Raw genomic sequence first — 20,545 nt, 5'->3', positions numbered from 1 at the left:
GGAATATACGGCGGCATTCTTTGCGAATTCGCCGAAAAGCGGTTCGAAACGCGGGTTTGAAACGTGGATATCGTTAAAGCTCGTGGCCGAATTTGCCGTTATTTAACAGCGGCCTCGAGACCATTGGCTTACACGGTATTACCAGCGCCGATATTTTTGCGCAGCGGTTTCGAACCTGTGCGAAAACCACGGCTTTTGGCGCTATCATCGATGCTCCATGCGTAGGACGCCGACCGCCCGCGCAGGCGCGGATCGCACTGAAGCAAATCGTCGGACAGCCGTCAAGATTCAAATGCCGCGCATTTGCGCTGGATCAAAAGACCTTTCTGCTCAACGGTGTTTATTCATGCGCACGATGTCGTTCATGGCGGATCAAACAGGCTCTTGTAAACAGACTTTTAAGCGACAAATCGCGAGCGTCGGCGCGCGGGTTCGCGCGGCATTATTGCAGCGCCGTTTTTTTATCGGCTTTTTGTCGCGAACTACATCGGGATTTATATCGATTGGCGTATCGGGATTTTGGTGCGACGTTTTGCCCCGCGCGTTGCGCGTTCTGACAGGCGCACTGCTGTGCGCGAGTTTCGCCGTGGCCACGCCAGCCGCGGCTGCCGACAAGGTGCTGCACGTACTCGCATGGCCCGGCTACGCGGACCCGGATGTCGTCAAGGCGTTCGAAGCGCGCTACGGCGCGAAGGTCGAGGTTACGCTGGTCGATTCCGACGAGGCGCTGTGGGCGCAGATGCATAGCAAGGGCGAGCCGCCTTTCGACGTACTCGCCGCCAACACCGCCGAAATTCGCCGTTATGCGCAGGCTAATCTGCTTGCGCCGCTCGATCTCGCGAGTCTGCCCAATACGAAGAAGCAGTTGCCGCGTTTCCAGGCGCTCGGCTCGATCGGCGGCCTGACGTCGGCGGGCAAGGTCTACGCGATTCCGTTCACCTATTCGTCGATGGGCCTGATCTACGATCGCAAGCAGATTCCGGTGGCGCCGCATTCGATGCTCGAACTGTGGAACCCGCGCTATCGGGGCAAGGTGCTCGACTTCAATAGCGCGCAGCACAACTTCTCGTTCACCGCGCTCGCGCTCGGCTATCCGCATCCGTTTCAACTCGACCCCGCGCAGATGCGCACGATCGCGCACAAGCTCGTCGAGCTGCGCCGCAATCTGCTGACCTACTACACGCTGCCCGAGGAGGCGACCGCGTTCTTCATCCAGCACAAGGTCGCACTGATGTTCGGCAATTACGGCACGCAGCAGGTGCAGTTGCTGCGGCGCGCGGGCGCCGACGTTGGCTATGTGATTCCGGACGAAGGCGCGCTCGCGTGGCTCGACTGCTGGTCGATGACGCGCGCGGCGAGCGACCAGCCGCTCGCGCTCGCGTGGATCAACTACATGCTCGAGCCGAGCGTGAGCGCGCTGCTGACACAGCGCCAGGGGCTCGCGAATACGCTGACCGAGCCGGCCGAAGGCAACCCCAACGCGCACATCGTCTGGATCGGTCCGGTCGAGGATATCGACCGCCGCGAGCAATTGTGGACGCGCATCGTGTCGGGCGACCGTTCGGAGCGCTTCTGATGCTGCATCGCGGCCTGACCTTCAAGCTATCCGTGCTGCTCGCGTGCATCGGCGTGCTGGCGTCGGGCGCGACCGGCTATTACGCGTATCGCGCGAATCGCACGATGCTGGTCAACGAAGCGGAGCGCAGCCTGCAGACTTCGACGGAGCTGCTCGGCCAGCGCATCGCCGTATCGATCGACGACGTCGCGGCAGACGCGCTGGTGCTGGCGACGATGCCGTCATCGGTGAGCGTCACACAGACCGACGACGGCATCGGCCCGAACCTCGGCCGCGAGCGGCTCGCGCAGGTGTATTCGAGCTTCATGCTGCACCACCCCGAGTATCTGCAGGTGCGGCTGATCACGCGGCAGCATCACGGGCTGGAGCTGATCCGTTTCGATCGCGACAGCGACGGCCTCGTGCGTGTACAGGGTGACGATCTGCAGGAAAAAGCTCAGTTTCCCTACGTATTCGAAACGCTCGCGTTTTCGCCGGGACGCATCTACACCTCGCCGATTTCGATCAATCACGAATACGGCACGCATGCGGCGCAAGGCAGGCCGACGCTGCGTCTCGGCACGCCGATCGCGGATGCGCGCGGCACGGTGGTCGGCGTCGTCGTGCTCGACGTCGATCTGGCCGGCATGCTGCGGCGTTTGCAGAGCGATCTGCCGAGCGACTACCAGGTCTATCTGGCGAACGAGTGGGGCGACTTCCTGGTTCATCCCGACGCGTCGAAGACCTTCGGTTTCGACCGCGGCCGGCGCGTGCTGATGCAGGACAGCTTCCCGGTCACGAAGCAGCTGTTCGAGCAGCGGCGCAGCGAAGTGCTCGTCAACGGTCTCGCGCGGCCCTATGAGGCGCACGGGCGGGTGCTCGCGTTCGTGCGGCGGCCGTTCGGCGATTCGGAAGGCAATCGCTTCATCGTGCTCGGTCTCGCGAAGCCGCTCGAGGACGTGTTGAGCGGCGCGCATCAGCTCGGCACGCGGATCATTCGCATGGTGCTGGTGTTCAGCGCTTTGTCGGTACTGCTGGCAATTCTGTTCGCGCGAGCGCTGACCAAGCCGCTGCATCAGCTCGCGCATGCGGCGACGCATCTGTTCGCCGAGCACGCGATGCACACCTTGCCGCTCAAACGCACCGACGAAATCGGCGTGCTCGCGCGCTGCTTCGAGCGTTTGCGCCGCGAAATCCGCGCGCAGATGGATGCGCTGCACAGCAAGCAGAGCGAGCTCGTGCATCTGGCCTCGCACGACGTGCTGACCGGCTTGCCGAACCGCATGCTGTTCATGCAGAAGCTCGAGAACGCGATCGAGGAGGCAAGCTTCCGCCGCGAAGGCCTCGCGGTGCTGTTCGTCGATCTCGACCGCTTCAAGCAGATCAACGATCAGTTCGGTCACTCCGTTGGCGACAAGGTGCTGGTCGCGGTCGCGCGCCGTCTGAAGGATGTGCTGTGCGCCGGGGACGTGGTCGCGCGGCTCGGCGGCGACGAATTCATCGTGCTGATCGAAGGGCAGCGCGCGGCCGAGGTCACGCCCGAAATCGCCGAGCGCATCATGGATGCGCTGAACGAAATGCTGAGCGTCGACGGCAATAGCATGACGGTCGGCGCGAGCATCGGCATCAGCGAGTTTCCGCACGACAGCGGCAATGCCGAGGAACTGCTGCTGAACGCCGATGCGGCGATGTATGCGGCGAAATCGGGTGGCCGCTGCGCGTATCTGCGCTATCAGGATCTGCTCGCCATGCGGCTCCACGAACAGGCCGAGCAGGCGCGGCTTGCCCACGAGCAACTCGCCCAGGCGCACGCCGCGCGCGATGCGACCGAGGGGCGCGAGGAGGAGCCCACCGCGTGACACGGTGTTGTCCGCGCCGTTGAGCTGTCGAGCTGAGACGCAGACGCGCCTTCGGTTCCCCACTCAAACAATCCGCACCCCGCCGCGATAAGTCGCGCGCGGCACTGGCAGCTTGTCGAGCATCGTCACGCGTACGAGATCCGCGCACAAGCCCGGCTCGATCGCGCCGCGGTCCGTGAGACCGGCGGTGCGCGCCGGTTCGGCCGAGACCGTTGCCATCGCGTGCGGCAGCGACCAGCCCGCTTTTTCGACGAGATCGAACACCGCGGTCAGCAAGCTCGACGGCACGTAATCCGACGACAGAATATCGAGCAGACCCGCGCGCGCGAGTTCGAGCGCCGACACGTTGCCCGAATGCGAGCCGCCGCGCACGATGTTCGGCGCGCCCATGATCGTTGCGATGCCGTGCTCGCGCGCGGCTTGCGCGGCGATGCGCGTGGTTGGAAATTCGGCCAGCACGATGCCCTCGGCCTTCGCCTGTTCGACGTGCTCGATCAACGTGTCGTCGTGACTCGCGACCGGAATGCCGAGCCGCCGGCACCGCGCGACGATCTCGCGGCGATGCTCATCCGCGTAACGCTCCTGTTCGACCGCGAGTTCGGCGAGTGTGCTCGCAACACGCTCGTCGCTCATCTTGCCGTTGCGCTCCTGGAAGCGGCGCCATTGCTCGCGATCGTGCCATTGGCGCTGTCCCGGCGTATGGTCCATCACCGACGCGAGCCGCAACAGCGGATGCGCGCACAGCGAATCGAATACTTCGAGCACGTCGGCGGTCGCAATCTCGCAGCGCAGATGCAGAAAGTGCTCGGCGCGCAGCAGCCGACGCGTGGACAGCCGCAACAGCGATTCGGCGCATTGCGTTTGCACGTGGCGGTTACGCAGCCCAACGCTCGAGCGCGAGCCGATCGCGAGCGCGTCGAACACCGTCGTGATGCCGGCGGCGGCGACCTGCGCGTCGTGGATCACGAAAGCCGCGTCGGTATTCCATTCGACGCCGGGACGCGGCACGAGGTGCTTCTCGAGATTGTCCGTATGCAGTTCGATCAGACCGGGCAGCAGATAATCGCCGTCCCAGTCTTCGGCGTTGCGCGCCGAACTCGCGCCGCGTTCGACGTCGCGAATCACGCCGTCTTCCACGCGCACGGTGCCAATGAATTCTTCGTCTCGCGTCACGATGCGAGCGTTACTGATCAACATCGACTTGCTCCGTAGTCAGTCGGGACTGGTGTCAATTTAATGCCGCAGCGGCGGCCGCAGTTCCAGGCGGCGCGTCGCGACCTTGTTGCGAGTCTCTTCGTCGTGAAAGATACCAACGATCGCCGCGCCGCGCTCGCGCGCCTCGACGATCAGATCGGCCACAACGTCGCGGTTTCCGGCATCGAGCGAAGCGGTCGGTTCGTCGAGCAGCAACAGCGGATGTTCGGCGATCAAACCTCGCGCGATGTTCACGCGCTGCTGCTCGCCACCCGAAAACGTCGCGGGCGCGAGCGACCACAGACGTTCCGGCACGTTGAGCCGCGCGAGCAATTCAGCGGCGCGCGCGTTTGCTTCGAGTTCTGCGACGCCGTGCAGCATGAGCGGCTCGGCGACGAGCGCGAGCGTCGGCACGCGCGGAATCACGCGCAAAAACTGGCTCACATAGCCGACCACGCTACGTCGCAGACGCAGCACGTCACGCGGTTCGGCACCGGTGATCGTGACGGGCCTGCCCTGATTGCTGGTGTCGCGAATCGCGATCGAGCCGGTGCTCGCCAGATAGTTGCCGTACAGACAGCGCAGCAATGTGCTTTTGCCCGCGCCCGACGGCCCGACCAGCACCACGCATTCACCGCGCTCGACTTCGAGCGATACGTTCGCGAGCGCGTCGATTCGCACACCGCCCTGGCCGTGCAGCGTGAAAGTCTTGCCGATGCCGGTGGCGCGCAGCATCAGCGCCGCGTTGTCGGCGAAAGCGCGCTCGCCGTGACGTGCCGCGCTGCCCGCGTCAATTACTACCTCAGTGGATTGCATTGTGAGCCTCAAACCGGCAGAACCGAGGAAACCAGCGTTTGCGTATAAGGGTGCTGCGGATCGTCGAGCACCTGATCGGTCAGACCCGCTTCGACGACTTCGCCTGCCTGCATCACCATCAGCCTATGTGCGAGCAGACGCGCGACGCCGATATCGTGCGTGACGATCAGCACCGACAGATGCAGCGTCGACGTCAGCGTGCGCAGCAGATCGAGCAGACGCGCCTGCACGGACACGTCGAGACCGGCGGTCGGTTCGTCCATGAACACCAGACGCGGACCGGTGACGAGATTGCGCGCAATCTGCAGACGTTGCTGCATACCGCCCGAAAACGCCGCGGGGAATTCGTCGATGCGCGCTGGGTCGAGTTCGACGCGCTCCATCCATTGCGTGGCCGTGCGGCGAATCTCGCCGTAGTGTCGCGCGCCGACAGCCATCAATGGCTCGCCGATGTTGGCGCCGGCCGAGACGCCGCTGCGCAGGCCGTCGCGCGGATTCTGCTGCACGAAGCCCCATTCGGTGCGCATCAGCAGACGTCGGCGCGGCTCCGACAGCGCGCGCAGATCGAGCAGGTCGCCGTGCGATGCGGTGTAGTGCAACGAGCCGCTATCGGCCTCGGTCTTCAGCGCCAGCGTGTTGAGCAGCGTGGTCTTGCCCGAGCCCGATTCGCCGACGATGCACAGCACCTCGCCCGGATACAGATCGAAGCTCACGTTGCGGCATCCGTTGCTGCCGCCGTATTGTTTGGTGAGCGCGCGGGCGCTCAGAAGCGGCGTCATGCGGATTCTCCTTCGCGCGTGGTCTGGGGCAGCGGTGCTTGCGGTTCGATGTCGCCGTCGCCGCGCCGCTCGTGACAGTAGTCGCTATCCGAGCACACGAACATGCGCGTGCCGGCGTCGTCGACGATCATCTCGTCGAGAAAGCTTTCCTTCGATCCGCACAACGCGCACGCGTGCTGCCACTTCTGCACCTCGAACGGATGATCGTCGAAGTCGAGACTGCGCACCGGCGTATAAGGCGGAATCGCGTGAATGCGGCGCTCGCGGCCCGCGCCGAACAGTTGCAGCGCGGCGTTCATATGCATCTTCGGATTGTCGAACTTCGGGATCGGCGACGGCGATGTCAGATAGCGATGATTGACGATCACCGGGTAGTCGTACGTGGTTGCGATGCTGCCGTGGTGCACGATGTCCTCGTACAGCTTCACGCTGATCAGCCCGTAATCGGCGAGCGCATGCAGCTTCTTGCATTCGGCGACGCGCGGTTCGAGCCGGAACAGCGGCTCGGGCATCGGCACCTGGTAGACGAGGATCTGGCGTTCGGTTAGCGGCGTTTCCGGAATCCGGTGCCGCGTCTGGATGATCGTCGCCTCGCTGGTGTGCCGGGTGGTCGCCACACCCGTGGTGCGCGCGAAGAAGCGGCGAATGTTGACGGCGTTGGTGGTTTCGTCGGAACCCTGATCGATGACCTTCAGCGTGTCCGTCTTGCCGATGATCGCGGCGGTAACCTGGATGCCGCCGGTGCCCCAGCCATACGGCAGAGGCATTTCTCGTGATGCGAACGGCACCTGGTAGCCCGGCACGGCGACTGCCTTCAGCAACGCGCGGCGCAGCATGCGTTTGGTCTGCTCGTCGAGATACGCGAAGTTATAGCCGTGCGCGGCGCTGTCGTATGAGGTGTTTGCAACAGCGGTGTCGGGCGCGTTCATGCTGCTTGCTCCTTGTCGGTGGCGTGGCCTGATTCATCGTTGCCGTGATGCTGCGCGCGCAAGCGCCGCACCAGTTCCAGCTCCGCCTGGAAGTCGACGTAGTGCGGCAGCTTCAGGTGCTGCACGAAGCCCGACGCCTCGACGTTATCGCTATGCGACAGCATGAATTCGATGTCCTGCGTCGGCGACGAGAGCGTCTCGCCGAGTTCTTCGGCACGAAGCGCGCGATCGACCAGCGCCATCGCCATCGCCTTGCGCTCCGAGTGGCCGAACGCGAGACCGTAGCCCTGCGTGAAGGTCGGCGGCACCGCGCTGCTGCCCGCGAACTGGTTGATCATCTGGCATTCGGTGATGTCGATATCGCCGATGTCGACCGCTTCGCCGAGTTCGTCGAGGTCCATTTCGACCGCGATCGTACCGAAACGGATCTCGCCCGCGAACGGATGCGAGTGCGCGTAGCCGCGTTGTGTCGCATAGCCCATTGCGAGCAGAAAGCCTTCGTCGCCGCGCGCGAGGTTCTGCAGACGCGTCGCGCGGCTCGCTGGAAACGCGAGCGGTTCGCGCGACAGATCGCCGGGTTCCGCGCCATCGGGTGTCGGGCGTTCCTGTTCGATCAGGCCTTCCTTGTCGAGCAGCGACACGACGCGCGGCATCGCTTCCGGCGCGGGCGGTTCTTGCGAAACCGGCGCCTTGCCTTGCGTCACGTGCTGCCGCGCGTCGTCGCCATCGGCGAGCAACGCGAAATCGAGCAGGCGCTGCGTGTAGTCGTAGGTCGCGCCGAGCAACTGGCCACCGGGCAAGTCCTTGAAGGTCGCCGAGATGCGCCGCTCGACCCGCATCGATTCGGTATCGATGGCGCGCGTATAGCCGAAGCGCGGCAACGTGGTGCGATATGCGCGCAGCAGGAAGATCGCTTCGACCAGATCGCCGGCCGCCTGCTTGATTGCGAGCGCGGCAAGCTCCTCGTCGTAGACCGAGCCTTCGGTCATCACGCGCGCGACCGCGAGCCGCAACTGCTCGCGAATCTGCGCGACGCTCAGTTCGGCGATCTGCGTATCGCCGCGGCGCGCTTTGTCGAGCAGGCGCCACGACGCTTCGATCGCGCGTTCTCCACCTTTGACGGCAACGTACATCAGTTCACCTTCGCTTCGGTTGTGCGCGGCAGGCCGATCACGCGCGGGCCGCAAACCAGATAACAGTCGATGCCGCACGGAAACAGCGGCGCGAGCATCGCGCGCTCTTGCCAGAACCGTGGGGGAAGACCAACCGGCGAAATCGTTTGGGTCTCCAGAATGCCAGGGCCCCTCAGCGTGACCGGTGCGCCGCCCGTCAGCGCGTCGACGCGGATCAGCAGCGTGGCCGATTGCTCGGGCGACTCGGCGCTGCCGGGTGCGAAGCTTTCGAGCGACGGCAACGCGTCGGCGTCGTGCAGATAGACGAATGCGGCGTCGCCGGGCGCATCGACGAGCGGCGCGCCGGTGTGAAAACGCAACGCCGACGCGAGCGCGGTATCAGGCTGCGCGAGCCAAACCGGAGTCGCGTAGTCGCAGAGCGTCAGCAGCGCAGCGAATGCAGCGGGTTCGACCGGCGTGTTGCGCAACTCGGGCAGCACGTCACGAATCACCCCGATCGTGCCGGGGCGCGACAACGCGTCGAGCAGCGTGCGAAACACGGCCTGGGTAGCGTGGACCGGGTCCACGAAACCCGGCGTCAGCGTGGACAACGCAATCGGTGAATGCTCCATCAGTCGCCTCGCACCATCGTGAAGAATTCGACGCGCGTCGCCGCGGCGTCCTGCTGCTGTTGCGCGCGCCGTGCCTTCTGTTGCGCAGCGAACGGCTCGATCAATTGACGATGCAGGCTGTCGCGATGCTCAGGCATCTGCAGCAAGGCATCGGCGAGCGCGGCAAGTTCGGCGCGCCGGCGGTCGCGTCCCAAGTGGCAGGCCACGCCGACGGTGGCCTCGGCGTCGCCGCTGGTATGAAGGCGCAGCGTGGCGCGTGTGACCGTCGCTTCGCCGAGATTGAACGGATCGCCGCTGCCGCCGATGCGCCCGCGCACCATCGCGAGGCCGATTTCAGGGGGGCGCAGCCAGTCGTAGGCGGGGGCAGGTTGGCCTTGCAGCGCGCGCTGCAGCGCGGCTTCTAGGTCGGCGCGCGGCGTGCGGGCCAGCACGGCCATCCAGGCGCGCCGCGCCGCCGAAGACACGGCGGGCAACGGCGCAGAGGGCGGAACGGAACTCGGGCTCATCGGATTTCCTGTCGATCCAGCGAGTGGACATTGGAGCATCTATTCATCTAAACGTCTAGACGTTTACAGGCGTGGTTGTCTGGACTGTCGTGCGCGGCGGACGTTTCATATTTCCATCACGGCTTGCGCACTACAATGCACGTCATGGCGATCATTTGAACCGAAGGGAATGACAGCACCATGACATCGAACGACAGCGCGGCGCCGGCCACGATGCTCGAACGCGGCGCGGGCGTGGCCGTCTGGAGACAGATCGAACAGATTCTCGCCGCCGAGATCGCGGCAAGCGGGTTTGGGGAAGAAGGGCGGTTGCCGAGCGAGGGCGAGCTGGCGAAGCGCTTCGACGTCAACCGTCACACGGTGCGTCGCGCGATGCTCGGCCTCGCAGCGCTCGGCCTCGTCAGTGTGGAGCAGGGGCGCGGCACGTTCGTGCAGCCCGGCGCGATCGACTATTCGATCGGCCGCCGTACGCGTTTCACCGAGAACCTGCGTCAACAACATCACTCGCCAGGCGGCACGATGCTGTCGGGCGCGCGCGTGAAAGCCGAGCCCAGCGTCGCGAAGGCGTTGGGTCTGCGCGCGGGCGCGGCGGTCTATCGGATCGAATCGCTGAACGAGTCCGACGGCGTGCCGCTTACGTTCGCGCGCAGCTGGTATCCGGCCGCGCGTTTTCCGGAGCTGCCGGAGGTCGTGCAACGCCTCGGCGGCACGACGAAGGCGCTGGCCGAATTCGGCGTGGACGATTATCTGCGCAAGTGGAGCCGCATCGGCAGCGTGCTGCCCGAGCCGGAGGTCGCGCGGCGGCTCAACATCAACCGTCAGCAGCCGGTGCTGTGGGTCGAGAACGTCGACGTCGATTTGCAAGGCACGCCGGTCAAATACGGCTTCACGCATTTTGCGGCCGACCGTGTGCAACTGCTCGTGGAGCATGACCTGTGAGCGGCCCCGCATGGAGTGCCGAAGCGCGCTTTGCGCTGTACTACGCGCCGTCATGTGAATCGGCGTGGTGGCAGGCGGGTTCGACATGGCTCGGCCGCGATGCGCAAAGCGGCGAACGCTGCGCGCAGCCGCAGCCGCCTGGCCTGACACGCCCGCTCGCCGCGTTGACCGACTCGCCGCGCCGCTATGGCTGGCATGGCACGCTAGTCGCCCCGTTCCGGCTCGGCGCCGGTGTCACGCAGCACGACGTGCTCGCGGCTGCGCGGGCGTGGGCGCTAGGGCGGCAGCCGTTCGCGTTGCCGGTGGAAGCGGCCACGTTGGGCGACTTCGTCGCATTGCGACCGGCCGATGCAGATGGCGAGACGCGCATTCGCGAGCTTGCGTCGAACGCGCTGGAGTTGCTAGACGGGCTGCGCGCGCGGCCGTCTGCGGCCGATCTCGAGCGCCGGCTCGCCGCACCGCTCACCGAACGCCAACGTGCGTTGCTGCTGCAATGGGGCTATCCGTACGTGTTCGACGAGTTCCGTTTTCATATGACGCTGTCCAGTTCGCTCGCCGATCCCGACGAGCGCGCGACGCTGCTCGCATGGTGGCGTGAGCGGACGCCCGCGCTGGGGCCGCTCGCGGTCGATCAGGCCGCGTTGTTCGTCGAGCCGGCGGCGGGCGAGCCGTTCGTGCTGTGGCAGCCACTGCCGTTCAGCGACGGCGCGAGACACGGCGATCGCAAGGACGAGCAGCAAGACGAGGTGAGCAGCCAATGAACGGGCGTTTGATCTATGTGATGGGGCCGTCGGGCGCGGGCAAGGATTCGCTGCTGCAATTCGCGCGCATGCGGCTCGCCGGCGAGCCGGTCGTGTTCGCGCATCGTTACATCACGCGGCCGAGCGGCAATGGGGAAGTGCATGTCGCACTGAGCGTCGAGGAGTTCGCCGCGCGCTCGGTGCTGGGCCTATTCGCGCTGGAATGGTCGAGCCATTCGCTGCGCTATGGCATCGGCATCGAACTCGATGCGTGGCTCGCGCGTGGCTGCACGGTGGTCGTCAATGGCTCGCGGCAGTACCTGCAGCATGCGCTCGCGCGCTATCCACGCGCGGAAGTGGTGCACGTGAGCGCCGCGCCGCATATTCTTGAAGCGCGGCTCGACGCGCGGGCGCGCGAATCGTCGGAGCAGGTCGCGGCGCGGCTCGCGCGGCGCGCGCCGTTTGCGTTGCCGGCCGGCGTGCGCTGCACGACGATCGACAACTCCGGCACGCTCGAAGAAGCGGGGCACGAGTTGATCACAGTGCTCAAGGAGCGGGTGAGCGCGTAACGCAGTCACGCGGCCTTATTGCACGGCCGCCATCCGTTCCCGCGTGACCTGCCGCAAACACGCGACGAACTGCTGTACCGCCGGCGTCGGCAGCAGATCGCGTCGCGAGATGATGCTCAGATCGTAGTTCGGCAGCGCGTCTTCGATCTGCGCGACGCGAATGCCGAGCGGCGCGACCCGCTGCGCGAGCGGCCGCGTGAAGCAGCTGATCACGTCGGTCTGCGATACGAGCCCGAGCGTCACCGCAAACGACGACGGCGCGCGCAGCAGCCGCTTCGGCAGCGGCAGACCATGCCCGCTGAACATCGCCATCATCACGCTGTGCGGGAAGTGATCGGCGCCGACCGTGACGATCCACTCGGCGTCGAGCAGCTCGGACAGACGCGTGACGTTCGCGAGCGGATGCCCGGAGCGCATCGTGACGACGAACTGCGTCGAGTACAGCGGCACCTGCACCAGATCGTTATCCAGTGCCTGAACGTGATGGATTGCCGCGAGATCGAGTGTGCCATTGCGCAGACGCGCGAGCGCATCGGGCACCGTCACTTCCTCCAGATGCAGACTCACGAGCGGCATCTTCTCGCGAAAGCTCGACACCGCATGCGGCAGCACCGTCAGCGCGAGCGATGGCATCGTGCCGACGCTGACCTTGCCGGCCAGTTCTCCTTTCACCTGCTCGACGGCCTCGACGGTGCGGCGCATGTCGCCCAGCAACTGCTCGGCGCGCGGCAACAGCGCGAGCCCGCACGCGGTCAGCTCGATGCCGCGCACGCTGCGCACCATCAGTTCCGCATTGAGCGCGCTTTCCAGCTCGCGAATCGTATGCGTGACGGCCGGCTGCGTGACGCCGAGCTCGCGCGCGGCGGCGCGCAGGCTGCGGTGATGCGCAGCGGCGACGAAGGCCTGCAACTGCTGCAGTTTCATCAGGGTAACCCCGTATATAAGAGCCGTTAATCAGGGCGAAAAAAATAGCATCTTATTCGAACGAAACGGCATGGATATAGTGCGAGGCTACTCACTGGAGCGATGCAAACGATGAACCAGACCCCGCGTTTGACCGAAGTGTCCGATCTGGAACCCGCCGCCGCGAGCCTGCGCGAGATTCGCCATCACATTCATCACCATCCTGAACTCGCGTACGAGGAAGTGCGGACCGCGGCGCTTGTCGCGGAAAAACTCGAACAGTGGGGCTGGCAGGTCACACGCGGGGTCGGCAAGACCGGCGTGGTCGGCACAATGAAGGTAGGCGACGGCAAGCGCAGCATCGGCATTCGCGCGGACATGGACGCGCTGCCGATCATCGAACAGACCGGCCTGCCGTACGCGAGCGGCACCCACGGCAAGATGCACGCGTGCGGCCACGATGGTCACACGACGATCCTGCTCGGCGCCGCGCAACGTCTCGCGGCAACGCGTAATTTCTCGGGCACCGTGCATCTGTACTTCCAGCCGGCCGAGGAAAGCGGCATCGACAGCGGCGCCTTGAAGATGATCAACGACGGCCTGTTCGAGCGCTTCCCGTGCGACGCCGTGTTCGGCCTGCACAATCATCCTGGCGCGGAGCCGGGCACACTGCTGTTCCGCAAGGGGCCGTTCATGTCGGCGGGGGACAAGGCGACCATCACGATCGAAGGCGTCGGCGGCCATGCGGCGCGTCCGCATCTGACCGTCGATCCGGTCGTGGTCGCCGCGAGCATCGTGATGGCGCTGCAGACGATCGTCGCGCGCAACGTCGATCCGTCGCAGCCGGCCGTGGTGACGGTGGGCTCGATGCACGCGGGCACCGCGAACAACGTGATTTCGAGCAGCGCGCGGCTCGAACTGAGCGTGCGCTCATTCAGCCCCGAGGTGCGTGAGTTGCTGAAAAAGCGCATCACCGAGCTGGCCGAGTCGCAGGCGGCGAGCTATGGCGGCAAGGCGCGCGTCGAGTACGTCGAAGGTTATCCGGTCGTCATCAATACGGACGCCGAAACGGATTTCGCGGTGCAGGTCGCGCGCGAGCTGGTCGGCGACGACAAGGTAGTCGAGCAGACCGACATCCTGATGGGCAGCGAGGACTTCGCGTTCATGCTGCAGAAGCGGCCGGGCACGTTTCTGCGCATCGGCAACGGCGTCGGCGAGGACGGCTGCATGGTGCACAACCCGCACTACGACTTCAACGACCGCAGTCTGCCGATCGGCGCGGCGTTCTGGGCGCGGCTGGTGGAGCGCTATCTCGCGCAGTGAGCGACAAGCGCAAATGCCGGGGCTCGCAGCAAACGCGCGCGTTCCCCGATAGCCGCGTGCGTCAGCCGCGCCGCGCGACCATCTCCGAGACCGTCTGCGCGGCTTGCTGCAGCGGTCCCAGAAACGCCTTCACCATCTGTTTGGCCGAATTGCGCTGCGCGTTGCCGCTGATGTTCATCGCGGCGATCACGCGGCCTTGGCGATTGCGAATCGGCGCGGATAGCGAAATCAAACCGCCTTCGAGTTCCTGATCGACGATCGCCCACCCCTGGCGACGCACTTGCTCGATCACCTTCTTCAGTTCTTCCTTGTCGGTGACGGTGCGCGGCGTGTGCGCGTAGAGCGGCGACGAGTTCAGCGTCGCGTCGAGCGTTTCCTCGTCGAGCGAGGCGAGCAGCACGCGGCCCATCGACGTGCAGTACGCAGGCAGGCGGCTGCCGATCGACAGATTGATCGTCATGATCTTGTGAGTCGGCACGCGCAGCACGTAGACGATCTCGGTGCGATCGAGCACCGCCGCCGAGCAGCTTTCGTGCACCTGCGCTGACAGGCTTTCCATCACCGGTTCGGCGAGGTTCCAGAACGGCATCGAGGTCAGGTACGCGAAGCCGAGGTCGAGAATCTTCGGCGTCAGACGAAACAGGCGTCCCTCGGCTTCCACGTAGCCCAGCGTTTGCAGCGTCAGCAGAATCCGGCGCGCGCCGGCGCGCGTGAGGCCGGTCGCCGCGGCGACGTCGGTGAGCGTCTGTTCGGGGCGCGTCGCGTCGAATGCGCGGATGACCGCGAGGCCGCGCGCAAACGACTGCACGTACGAGTCGCCGGGTTTCTCCGGGGCGGGTTCGACGTTGGCGGGTGCGACGGAAGACGGCGGCAGGGCTTTGCTCATGGACCTTGATCGTGGTTGCAAAAGAGTGCGCGCGCAAGGCAAGCGAGGCGCCTTCGTTTCGATGCGGCGCTGCGTTTTGCGTTGCGGCGCAAAGGCGAGACGATAGCTTAAGCCTTCTATTTCGCCAAATAGCGCCGATTTTGTGCAAAAAATCCAGGGTTTGCGTGGATGCGATTCGCGTCTCAAAATTTGTATGATGACCCGATAACCTGTCCAGTTCGCGGCACCCGACCCGACCCACCCCACCCATCCGCATGTTCGACAAGATTCCCTCGCGCGCTTTGAGCGACACCGTCGCGCAGCAACTGCTGAAGCAGATCGACAAAGGCACCTTCGCGCACGGCGCCAAGCTGCCGACCGAAGCCGTGCTCGCGGAACAGTTCGGCGTGAGCCGCACGGTGATTCGCGAGGCGTTGTCGCGGCTAAAGAACGAGGGGGTGGTCGAACCGCGCCAGGGCAGTGGCGTGTTCGTCGCCGGGCACGGCACGATCCGCCCGCTGCGGATCGACTACGCGGAAGCCGTCGAGCCGGGCTCGGTCGTGCAGATCCTCGCGCTGCGCCGCGCGATCGAGGCGGAGGTCGCGTCCGAAGCCGCGATGCGTCGCAGCGATGCCGACATGGCCGCGATCGACGCCGCGCTCGGTCAGATCGAGCGCGCGGTCGCCAATGGCGAAGACGGCGTCGCCGAAGACGTCGCGTTTCATCGCGCGATCGCGGCTGCGACGGGCAATCCGTATTTCCTGAAGACGCTGACGTTCCTCAATCAGTATCTCGAAGCGGGCACGGTCGTCACGCGCCGCAACGAGGCGCTGCGCGAGGACTTCTCGCGGCAGGTGCGCGAGGAGCACGCGGCGATCGCCGCGGCGATTCGCGCCGGCGATCCGATGGCGGCGCGCAATGCCGCGCAGACGCATCTGTACAACGCGGCACGGCGGCTTGCCGAGGCGGGCATCGCCTGACGCGCGGAAGGCGCGCGGCGATCCCGCTGCGCGCGAACGCACCAATTCAGCACCAATCCATAGAGGTCACGCATGTCGAGAAATGTCGGTGTCATCGGTCTGGGAGCGATGGGGCTTGGCGTCGCGCGTTCGCTATTGCGCGCGGGCTTCAAGGTCCACGCGTGCGACTTGCGGCGCGACGTGTTGCAGGCGTTCGTCGCTGAAGGCGGCGTCGGCTGTGCGACGCCCGCGGAGCTCGGCGCGCAGTGCGAGGTCGTGATTACGCTGGTCGTCAATGCCGCGCAAACCGAGGCCGTGCTGTTCGGTGAGCACGGCGCGCTCACGGCGATGAAGCCGGGCGGCGTCGTGATCGCGAGTGCCACGGTCGCGCCGGAATTCGCCAGCGATCTCGGCAAGCGCGTCGAGGCGGCCGGTCTGCAGATGCTCGATGCGCCGGTGTCGGGCGGCGCGGCGCGCGCCGCGTCGGGCCAGATGACGATGATGACGTCCGGTCCCGCAGCCGCTTACGCCGCATGCGAGGACGTGCTCGCCGCGATCGCCGGCAACGTGTATCGGCTTGGCGCCGCGCATGGCGCGGGCTCGAAGGTGAAGATCATCAACCAGCTGCTGGCCGGCGTGCATATCGCGGTGGCCGCCGAGGCAATGGCGCTCGGCTTGCGCGAAGGCGTCGATCCGGACGCGCTATACGACGTGATCACGCACAGCGCGGGCAATTCGTGGATGTTCGAGAACCGCGTTCCGCATATTCTCGCGGGCGACTACACGCCGCTGTCGGCGGTCGATATCTTCGTGAAGGACCTGGGCCTCGTGCTCGATACCGCGCGTCGCACGAAGTTTCCGCTGCCGCTGTCGGCGGCCGCGCATCAGATGTTCATGATGGCGTCGACGGCGGGCCACGGCGGAGAGGACGACTCGGCGGTCGTGAAGATTTTTCCCGGCATCGAATTGCCGGCAAAGCGATAAGCGAGGACAGTGCTCATGACGGCTCGAACGAAACCCGCGCTGCTCGGCTGCATCGCCGACGACTTCACCGGCGCCACCGATCTCGCCAACATGCTCGTGCGCGGCGGCATGCGCACGGTGCAGACGATCGGCGTGCCCACCTCCAACGAAGCGCTGGACGCCGACGCACTCGTCGTCGCGCTGAAGTCGCGCACGATCCCCGCCGCCGACGCGGTCGCGCAATCGCTCGCCGCGCTCCCCTGGCTGCGCGCGCAGGGGTGCCGGCAATTCTTCTTCAAGTACTGCTCGACCTTCGATTCGACCGATGCGGGCAACATCGGCCCCGTGACCGATGCGTTGCTGAACGCGCTGTCCGCCGAGTTCGCCGAGCGCGCATCGTTCACGATCGCGTGTCCCGCGTTTCCCGAGAACGGCCGCACGATTTTCCGCGGCCATCTGTTCGTCGGCGATGCGCTGCTCGATGAGTCGGGCATGGAGAACCATCCGCTGACGCCGATGCGCGACGCGAATCTCGTGCGCGTGCTGCAGCGGCAAACGCAGTCGAAGGTCGGGCTCGTGCGTTACGACCGGGTCGCGCAAGGCGACACGGCCGTGCGCGCCGCATTCGAAGCGCTGCGGGCCGACGGTGTGCGCATCGCGATTGCCGATGCGGTGTCCGACGCCGATCTGCACACGCTCGGCGCGGCCTGCGCGGACCTCGCGCTGATCACCGGCGGCTCCGGCGTCGCGCTCGGCTTGCCGGCCAACTTCCGGCGCGCGGGCCTGCTCGGCGAGCAAACCCATGCCGCGCAATTGCCGCGCGTAGAAGGTTTGTCGGCGGTGCTCGCGGGCAGTGCGTCGAAAGCGACCAACGCGCAGGTCGCCGCCTGGTGCGCGACGCGGCCCGCGTTCCGCATCGATCCGCTCGCGGCGGCGCGCGGCGAGGACGTCGTCGGCGAAGCGCTCGAGTTCGCGCAACAGCGCTTCGTGCACGCCGAGCCGGTGCTGATCTATGCGACTGCATCGCCCGACGAAGTGCAGGCGGTGCAGCGAGAACTCGGCGTCAACGAGGCCGGGCAGCTGGTCGAGAAGACGTTGGCATCGATCGCGCGCGGCCTGCGCGAGCGCGGCGTGCGCAAGTTCGTCGTCGCGGGCGGGGAGACCTCGGGCGCGGTCGTGCAGGCGCTCGACGTGCGCATGCTGCGCATCGGCGCGCAGATCGATCCGGGCGTGCCGGCCACCGCGACGACCGAAGCGGAACCGCTCGCACTCGCGCTGAAGTCCGGCAATTTCGGCGCTACGGACTTCTTCGACAAGGCGCTGCGTCATCTCGACGGAGCCGCGCAATGAGCGGCGCACCGGCACTTCAGGTCTCCGCCGAAGCGCGCGTGCGCGAGGAAATCTGCGCGGTCGGCGCGAGTCTGTATCAGCGCGGCTATACGGTCGGCAGCGCCGGCAACATCAGCGCGCGGCTCGACGATGGCTGGCTGATCACACCGACCGACGCCTGTCTCGGCCGCCTCGATCCCGCCGATATCGCGAAGGTCGACGCAAACGGCCACGCGATGTCGGGCGGCAAGCCGTCGAAGACGCTCGCGCTGCATCGCGGTATCTATGCGCGCAACGGCGAGGCGCGCGGCATCATCCATACCCATTCGACGCATCTGGTCGCATTGACGCTCGCGGGCGTATGGAGCGAAGCGGACGTGTTGCCGCCGATCACGCCGTACTACGTGATGAAAGTGGGCCACGTACCGTTGATTCGCTATCAACGCCCGGGCGACCCGCAAGTGGCCGCGCGGATCGCCGCGCTGGCCGACCGCGTACGGGCGGTGCTGCTCGAACGTCTGGGGCCGGTGGTGTGGGAGCGCTCGGTCGCGCACGCGTCGTATGCGCTCGAAGAACTCGAGGAGACCGCGCGCTTGTGGCTGATGACGAATCCGCGGCCCGCGCCGCTCGACGCCGCCGCGATCGAAGAACTCCGTGCCGCGTTCGGCGCGCGCTGGTAGCAGCGCGCATTGCCGATGTACGCCACGCACCGTATCGCACTGTCTTGAAGGAGCTGTCGCCATGCCTCGCTTCGCCGCCAATCTGTCGATGATGTACAACGAGCACGCGTTCCTCGATCGCTTCGCCGCCGCCGCGCGCGACGGTTTCAACGCGGTCGAATACCTGTTTCCCTACGAATTCCGCGCGGGCGAGCTGAAGTCGCGGCTCGACGCGCACGGCCTTACGCAGGCGCTCTTCAATGCGCCTCCGGGCGACTGGAGCGGCGGCGAGCGCGGACTTGCGTCGCTGCCGGGGCGCGAGGACGAGTTCCGCCGCAGCATCGATACGGCACTCGAGTACGCGCGCGTGCTCGGCAATCGCAAGCTGCATGTGATGGCGGGGCTGATCGCCGGCGCTCAGGCGGGCGAAACGCAGCGCAAAACACAGCGCGACGTGTATTTGAACAACCTCGCCTATGCGGCGCGGGCCGCGCAAGCGGAACAGATCACGGTCGTCATCGAACCGATCAATACGCGCGACATGCCCGGCTATTTCCTCAATCGACAGGACGACGCGCAAGCGATCTGCGCCGAAGTCGGCGCGCCGAATCTGAAGGTGCAGTTCGATTGCTATCACTGCCAGATCGTCGAGGGCGATCTCGCGATGAAGCTCAAGCGCGATATGGCCGGCATCGGTCACATCCAGGTTGCGGGTGTGCCCGAGCGGCACGAGCCCGACATCGGCGAGCTGAACTACCCGTACCTGTTCGATCTGATCGATGCGCTCGGCTACGACGGCTACATCGGCTGCGAATACCGGCCGCGCGCGGGGACCTCGCCGGGGCTTGGCTGGCTGAAGCCTTATCTCGCCCGGCGCTGACTCTCTCCGACAACCACTGACGGACCCGTAACCATGAAAGTACTGATCACCGGCGGCGCCGGTTTTCTCGGCCAGCGTCTCGCGCGCGAACTGCTCGCACGCGGCGAGTTGAAAGATGCGCACGGCACACCGCGAGCGATTACCGGGCTGGTGCTGCTCGACGTCGTGCGCGCTCATGATTTCGGCGATGCGCGCGTGCGTGCCGATGTCGGCGATATCGCGGAGCGCAGCGTGCTCGAGCGCGTGATCGACGATCAGACCTCGGCGATCTTTCATCTCGCTGCGATCGTCAGCGGGCAGGCCGAGGCGGACTTCGATCTCGGCATGCGCATCAATCTCGATGCGTCGCGGCTGCTGCTCGAAGTCTGCCGCCAGCGCGGGCACCAGCCGCGCGTCGTGTTCACCAGTTCGGTCGCGGTCTACGGTGGCGATCTGCCCACGGTCGTACAGGACGACACCGCGCTGAATCCGCAGTCGTCGTATGGCGTGCAGAAGGCAATCGCCGAGCTGCTGCTCAACGATTATTCGCGGCGCGGCTTCGTCGACGGCCGCGTGCTGCGGCTGCCGACCATCAGCGTGCGGCCGGGGCGGCCGAATGCGGCGGCGTCGTCGTTCGCGAGCGGCATCATTCGCGAGCCGTTGAATGGCGAGGAGGCCGTGTGCCCGGTCGCCGGTTCGACGCGGCTGTGGCTGCTGTCGCCGCGCAAGGCGATCGACAGCCTGATTGCCGGCCTCGAACTCGATGGCGCTGCGCTTGGCAAGCAGCGCGTGCTGAATCTGCCGGGCCTGTCGGTCAGCGTCGACGAAATGATCGCGGCACTGCGCGAGGTCGCGGGCGACGCGGTCGCGAGCCGCATCGTGCGGCAGCCGGACGAGCGCATCGAGAAGATCGTCGGCAGCTGGCCCGGCGCGTGGGATACATCGCGCGCCGAACGGCTCGGGCTTGTCGCCGAGCACAACTTCGCGGATGTGATTCGCGGCTACATCGCCGATGAAGGAATCGAAGTTCGCTGAAATTCACCCCTCCGCGTATT

At 65.9% G+C, this 20,545-nt stretch carries 21 protein-coding genes; 12 read left to right on the top strand and 9 right to left on the bottom strand.

All coding sequences use genetic code 11. The features are described 5' to 3' along the window. The first annotated feature begins 346 nt into the window (after window positions 1-346). Both AB3X86_RS16490 and AB3X86_RS16485 read left to right on the top strand, forming a co-directional pair. Window positions 347-1,576: an extracellular solute-binding protein gene (locus AB3X86_RS16490; protein WP_368596777.1), complete on the top strand. Its 1,230-nt coding sequence runs from the start codon at window positions 347-349 to the stop codon at window positions 1,574-1,576. Beyond that, the gene (locus AB3X86_RS16485; protein ID WP_368596776.1) at window positions 1,576-3,414 is read left to right on the top strand and encodes a diguanylate cyclase; all 1,839 of its coding nucleotides are present in this window, start codon (window positions 1,576-1,578) and stop codon (window positions 3,412-3,414) included. Before AB3X86_RS16490 ends, AB3X86_RS16485 begins: the two co-directional genes overlap by 1 nt. Window positions 3,415-3,477: 63 nt before the next feature. Here the strand turns inward: AB3X86_RS16485 and AB3X86_RS16480 are convergent, their stop codons facing one another. Genes AB3X86_RS16480 through phnG form a run of 7 tightly spaced genes read right to left on the bottom strand, consistent with a single transcriptional unit; the run spans window position 3,478 to window position 9,382 of the window. Beyond that, a complete protein-coding gene (locus tag AB3X86_RS16480) occupies window positions 3,478-4,611 on the bottom strand; it encodes an alpha-D-ribose 1-methylphosphonate 5-triphosphate diphosphatase (protein ID WP_368596775.1) in 1,134 nt (377 codons plus the stop codon). A gap of 36 nt (window positions 4,612-4,647) precedes the next feature. Beyond that, window positions 4,648-5,424 carry a phosphonate C-P lyase system protein PhnL gene (phnL, locus tag AB3X86_RS16475; RefSeq protein ID WP_368596774.1) on the bottom strand — a complete coding sequence of 259 codons (777 nt, stop codon included), beginning with the start codon at window positions 5,422-5,424 and terminating at the stop codon, window positions 4,648-4,650. 8 nt (window positions 5,425-5,432) lie between these two features. Next, the gene (gene phnK, locus AB3X86_RS16470) at window positions 5,433-6,203 is read right to left on the bottom strand and encodes a phosphonate C-P lyase system protein PhnK (protein WP_368596773.1); all 771 of its coding nucleotides are present in this window, start codon (window positions 6,201-6,203) and stop codon (window positions 5,433-5,435) included. Continuing rightward, complete coding sequence (locus AB3X86_RS16465; RefSeq protein ID WP_368596772.1) at window positions 6,200-7,132, bottom strand: alpha-D-ribose 1-methylphosphonate 5-phosphate C-P-lyase PhnJ; 933 nt, start codon at window positions 7,130-7,132, stop codon at window positions 6,200-6,202. The genes phnK and AB3X86_RS16465 overlap by 4 nt, the downstream gene beginning before the upstream one ends. Next, window positions 7,129-8,265: a carbon-phosphorus lyase complex subunit PhnI gene (locus AB3X86_RS16460; protein ID WP_368596771.1), complete on the bottom strand. Its 1,137-nt coding sequence runs from the start codon at window positions 8,263-8,265 to the stop codon at window positions 7,129-7,131. The genes AB3X86_RS16465 and AB3X86_RS16460 overlap by 4 nt, the downstream gene beginning before the upstream one ends. Continuing rightward, window positions 8,265-8,876, bottom strand: coding sequence for a phosphonate C-P lyase system protein PhnH (gene phnH / locus AB3X86_RS16455; RefSeq protein WP_368596770.1), 612 nt, complete (start codon window positions 8,874-8,876; stop codon window positions 8,265-8,267). The genes AB3X86_RS16460 and phnH overlap by 1 nt, the downstream gene beginning before the upstream one ends. Next, a complete protein-coding gene (gene phnG / locus AB3X86_RS16450) occupies window positions 8,876-9,382 on the bottom strand; it encodes a phosphonate C-P lyase system protein PhnG (RefSeq protein ID WP_368596769.1) in 507 nt (168 codons plus the stop codon). Before phnG ends, phnH begins: the two co-directional genes overlap by 1 nt. Before the next feature lie 180 nt (window positions 9,383-9,562). Between phnG and phnF the strand changes: the two genes are divergently transcribed. The 3 genes from phnF to phnN are packed head-to-tail and all read left to right on the top strand — an operon-like array spanning window position 9,563 to window position 11,630. Beyond that, window positions 9,563-10,321: a phosphonate metabolism transcriptional regulator PhnF gene (phnF, locus tag AB3X86_RS16445; protein WP_176107743.1), complete on the top strand. Its 759-nt coding sequence runs from the start codon at window positions 9,563-9,565 to the stop codon at window positions 10,319-10,321. Then, complete coding sequence (locus AB3X86_RS16440; protein ID WP_368596768.1) at window positions 10,318-11,082, top strand: DUF1045 domain-containing protein; 765 nt, start codon at window positions 10,318-10,320, stop codon at window positions 11,080-11,082. The genes phnF and AB3X86_RS16440 overlap by 4 nt, the downstream gene beginning before the upstream one ends. Further along, window positions 11,079-11,630, top strand: coding sequence for a phosphonate metabolism protein/1,5-bisphosphokinase (PRPP-forming) PhnN (gene phnN / locus AB3X86_RS16435; protein WP_368596767.1), 552 nt, complete (start codon window positions 11,079-11,081; stop codon window positions 11,628-11,630). The genes AB3X86_RS16440 and phnN overlap by 4 nt, the downstream gene beginning before the upstream one ends. 15 nt (window positions 11,631-11,645) lie before the next feature. On the opposite strand, the gene AB3X86_RS16430 is transcribed toward phnN, so the two are convergent. Continuing rightward, on the bottom strand, window positions 11,646-12,554 hold the full coding sequence (locus AB3X86_RS16430; RefSeq protein ID WP_368596766.1) for a LysR family transcriptional regulator: 909 nt from the start codon (window positions 12,552-12,554) through the stop codon (window positions 11,646-11,648). Between the two features lie 111 nt (window positions 12,555-12,665). Here AB3X86_RS16430 and AB3X86_RS16425 point away from each other — a divergent pair, with 111 nt between their 5' ends. Then, a complete protein-coding gene (locus AB3X86_RS16425) occupies window positions 12,666-13,856 on the top strand; it encodes a M20 aminoacylase family protein (RefSeq protein WP_368596765.1) in 1,191 nt (396 codons plus the stop codon). 61 nt (window positions 13,857-13,917) lie between these two features. On the opposite strand, the gene AB3X86_RS16420 is transcribed toward AB3X86_RS16425, so the two are convergent. Continuing rightward, window positions 13,918-14,742, bottom strand: coding sequence for an IclR family transcriptional regulator (locus tag AB3X86_RS16420; protein WP_368596764.1), 825 nt, complete (start codon window positions 14,740-14,742; stop codon window positions 13,918-13,920). A gap of 254 nt (window positions 14,743-14,996) precedes the next feature. Between AB3X86_RS16420 and AB3X86_RS16415 the strand changes: the two genes are divergently transcribed. The 6 genes from AB3X86_RS16415 to denD all read left to right on the top strand — a co-directional run bounded on the left by AB3X86_RS16415 (window position 14,997) and on the right by denD (window position 20,525). Beyond that, complete coding sequence (locus AB3X86_RS16415) at window positions 14,997-15,701, top strand: FadR/GntR family transcriptional regulator (protein WP_368596763.1); 705 nt, start codon at window positions 14,997-14,999, stop codon at window positions 15,699-15,701. A 72-nt stretch (window positions 15,702-15,773) separates the two neighbouring features. Continuing rightward, on the top strand, window positions 15,774-16,664 hold the full coding sequence (ltnD, locus tag AB3X86_RS16410) for an L-threonate dehydrogenase (RefSeq protein ID WP_176124675.1): 891 nt from the start codon (window positions 15,774-15,776) through the stop codon (window positions 16,662-16,664). A gap of 15 nt (window positions 16,665-16,679) precedes the next feature. Next, on the top strand, window positions 16,680-17,993 hold the full coding sequence (otnK, locus tag AB3X86_RS16405) for a 3-oxo-tetronate kinase (protein WP_368596762.1): 1,314 nt from the start codon (window positions 16,680-16,682) through the stop codon (window positions 17,991-17,993). Next, a complete protein-coding gene (locus AB3X86_RS16400; RefSeq protein ID WP_176124678.1) occupies window positions 17,990-18,652 on the top strand; it encodes an aldolase in 663 nt (220 codons plus the stop codon). The genes otnK and AB3X86_RS16400 overlap by 4 nt, the downstream gene beginning before the upstream one ends. Before the next feature lie 61 nt (window positions 18,653-18,713). Then, window positions 18,714-19,511, top strand: coding sequence for a 2-oxo-tetronate isomerase (gene otnI / locus AB3X86_RS16395; RefSeq protein WP_368596761.1), 798 nt, complete (start codon window positions 18,714-18,716; stop codon window positions 19,509-19,511). A gap of 33 nt (window positions 19,512-19,544) precedes the next feature. Then, window positions 19,545-20,525, top strand: coding sequence for a D-erythronate dehydrogenase (denD, locus tag AB3X86_RS16390; protein ID WP_368596760.1), 981 nt, complete (start codon window positions 19,545-19,547; stop codon window positions 20,523-20,525). Window positions 20,526-20,545: the final 20 nt, after the last annotated feature.

It is taken from the genome of Paraburkholderia sp. BR14374, from assembly GCF_040948685.1.
Lineage (GTDB): Bacteria > Pseudomonadota > Gammaproteobacteria > Burkholderiales > Burkholderiaceae > Paraburkholderia > Paraburkholderia youngii.
Note: the sequence above shows the minus strand (reverse complement) of the source record. Positions and strands in the feature narration are given on the sequence as shown.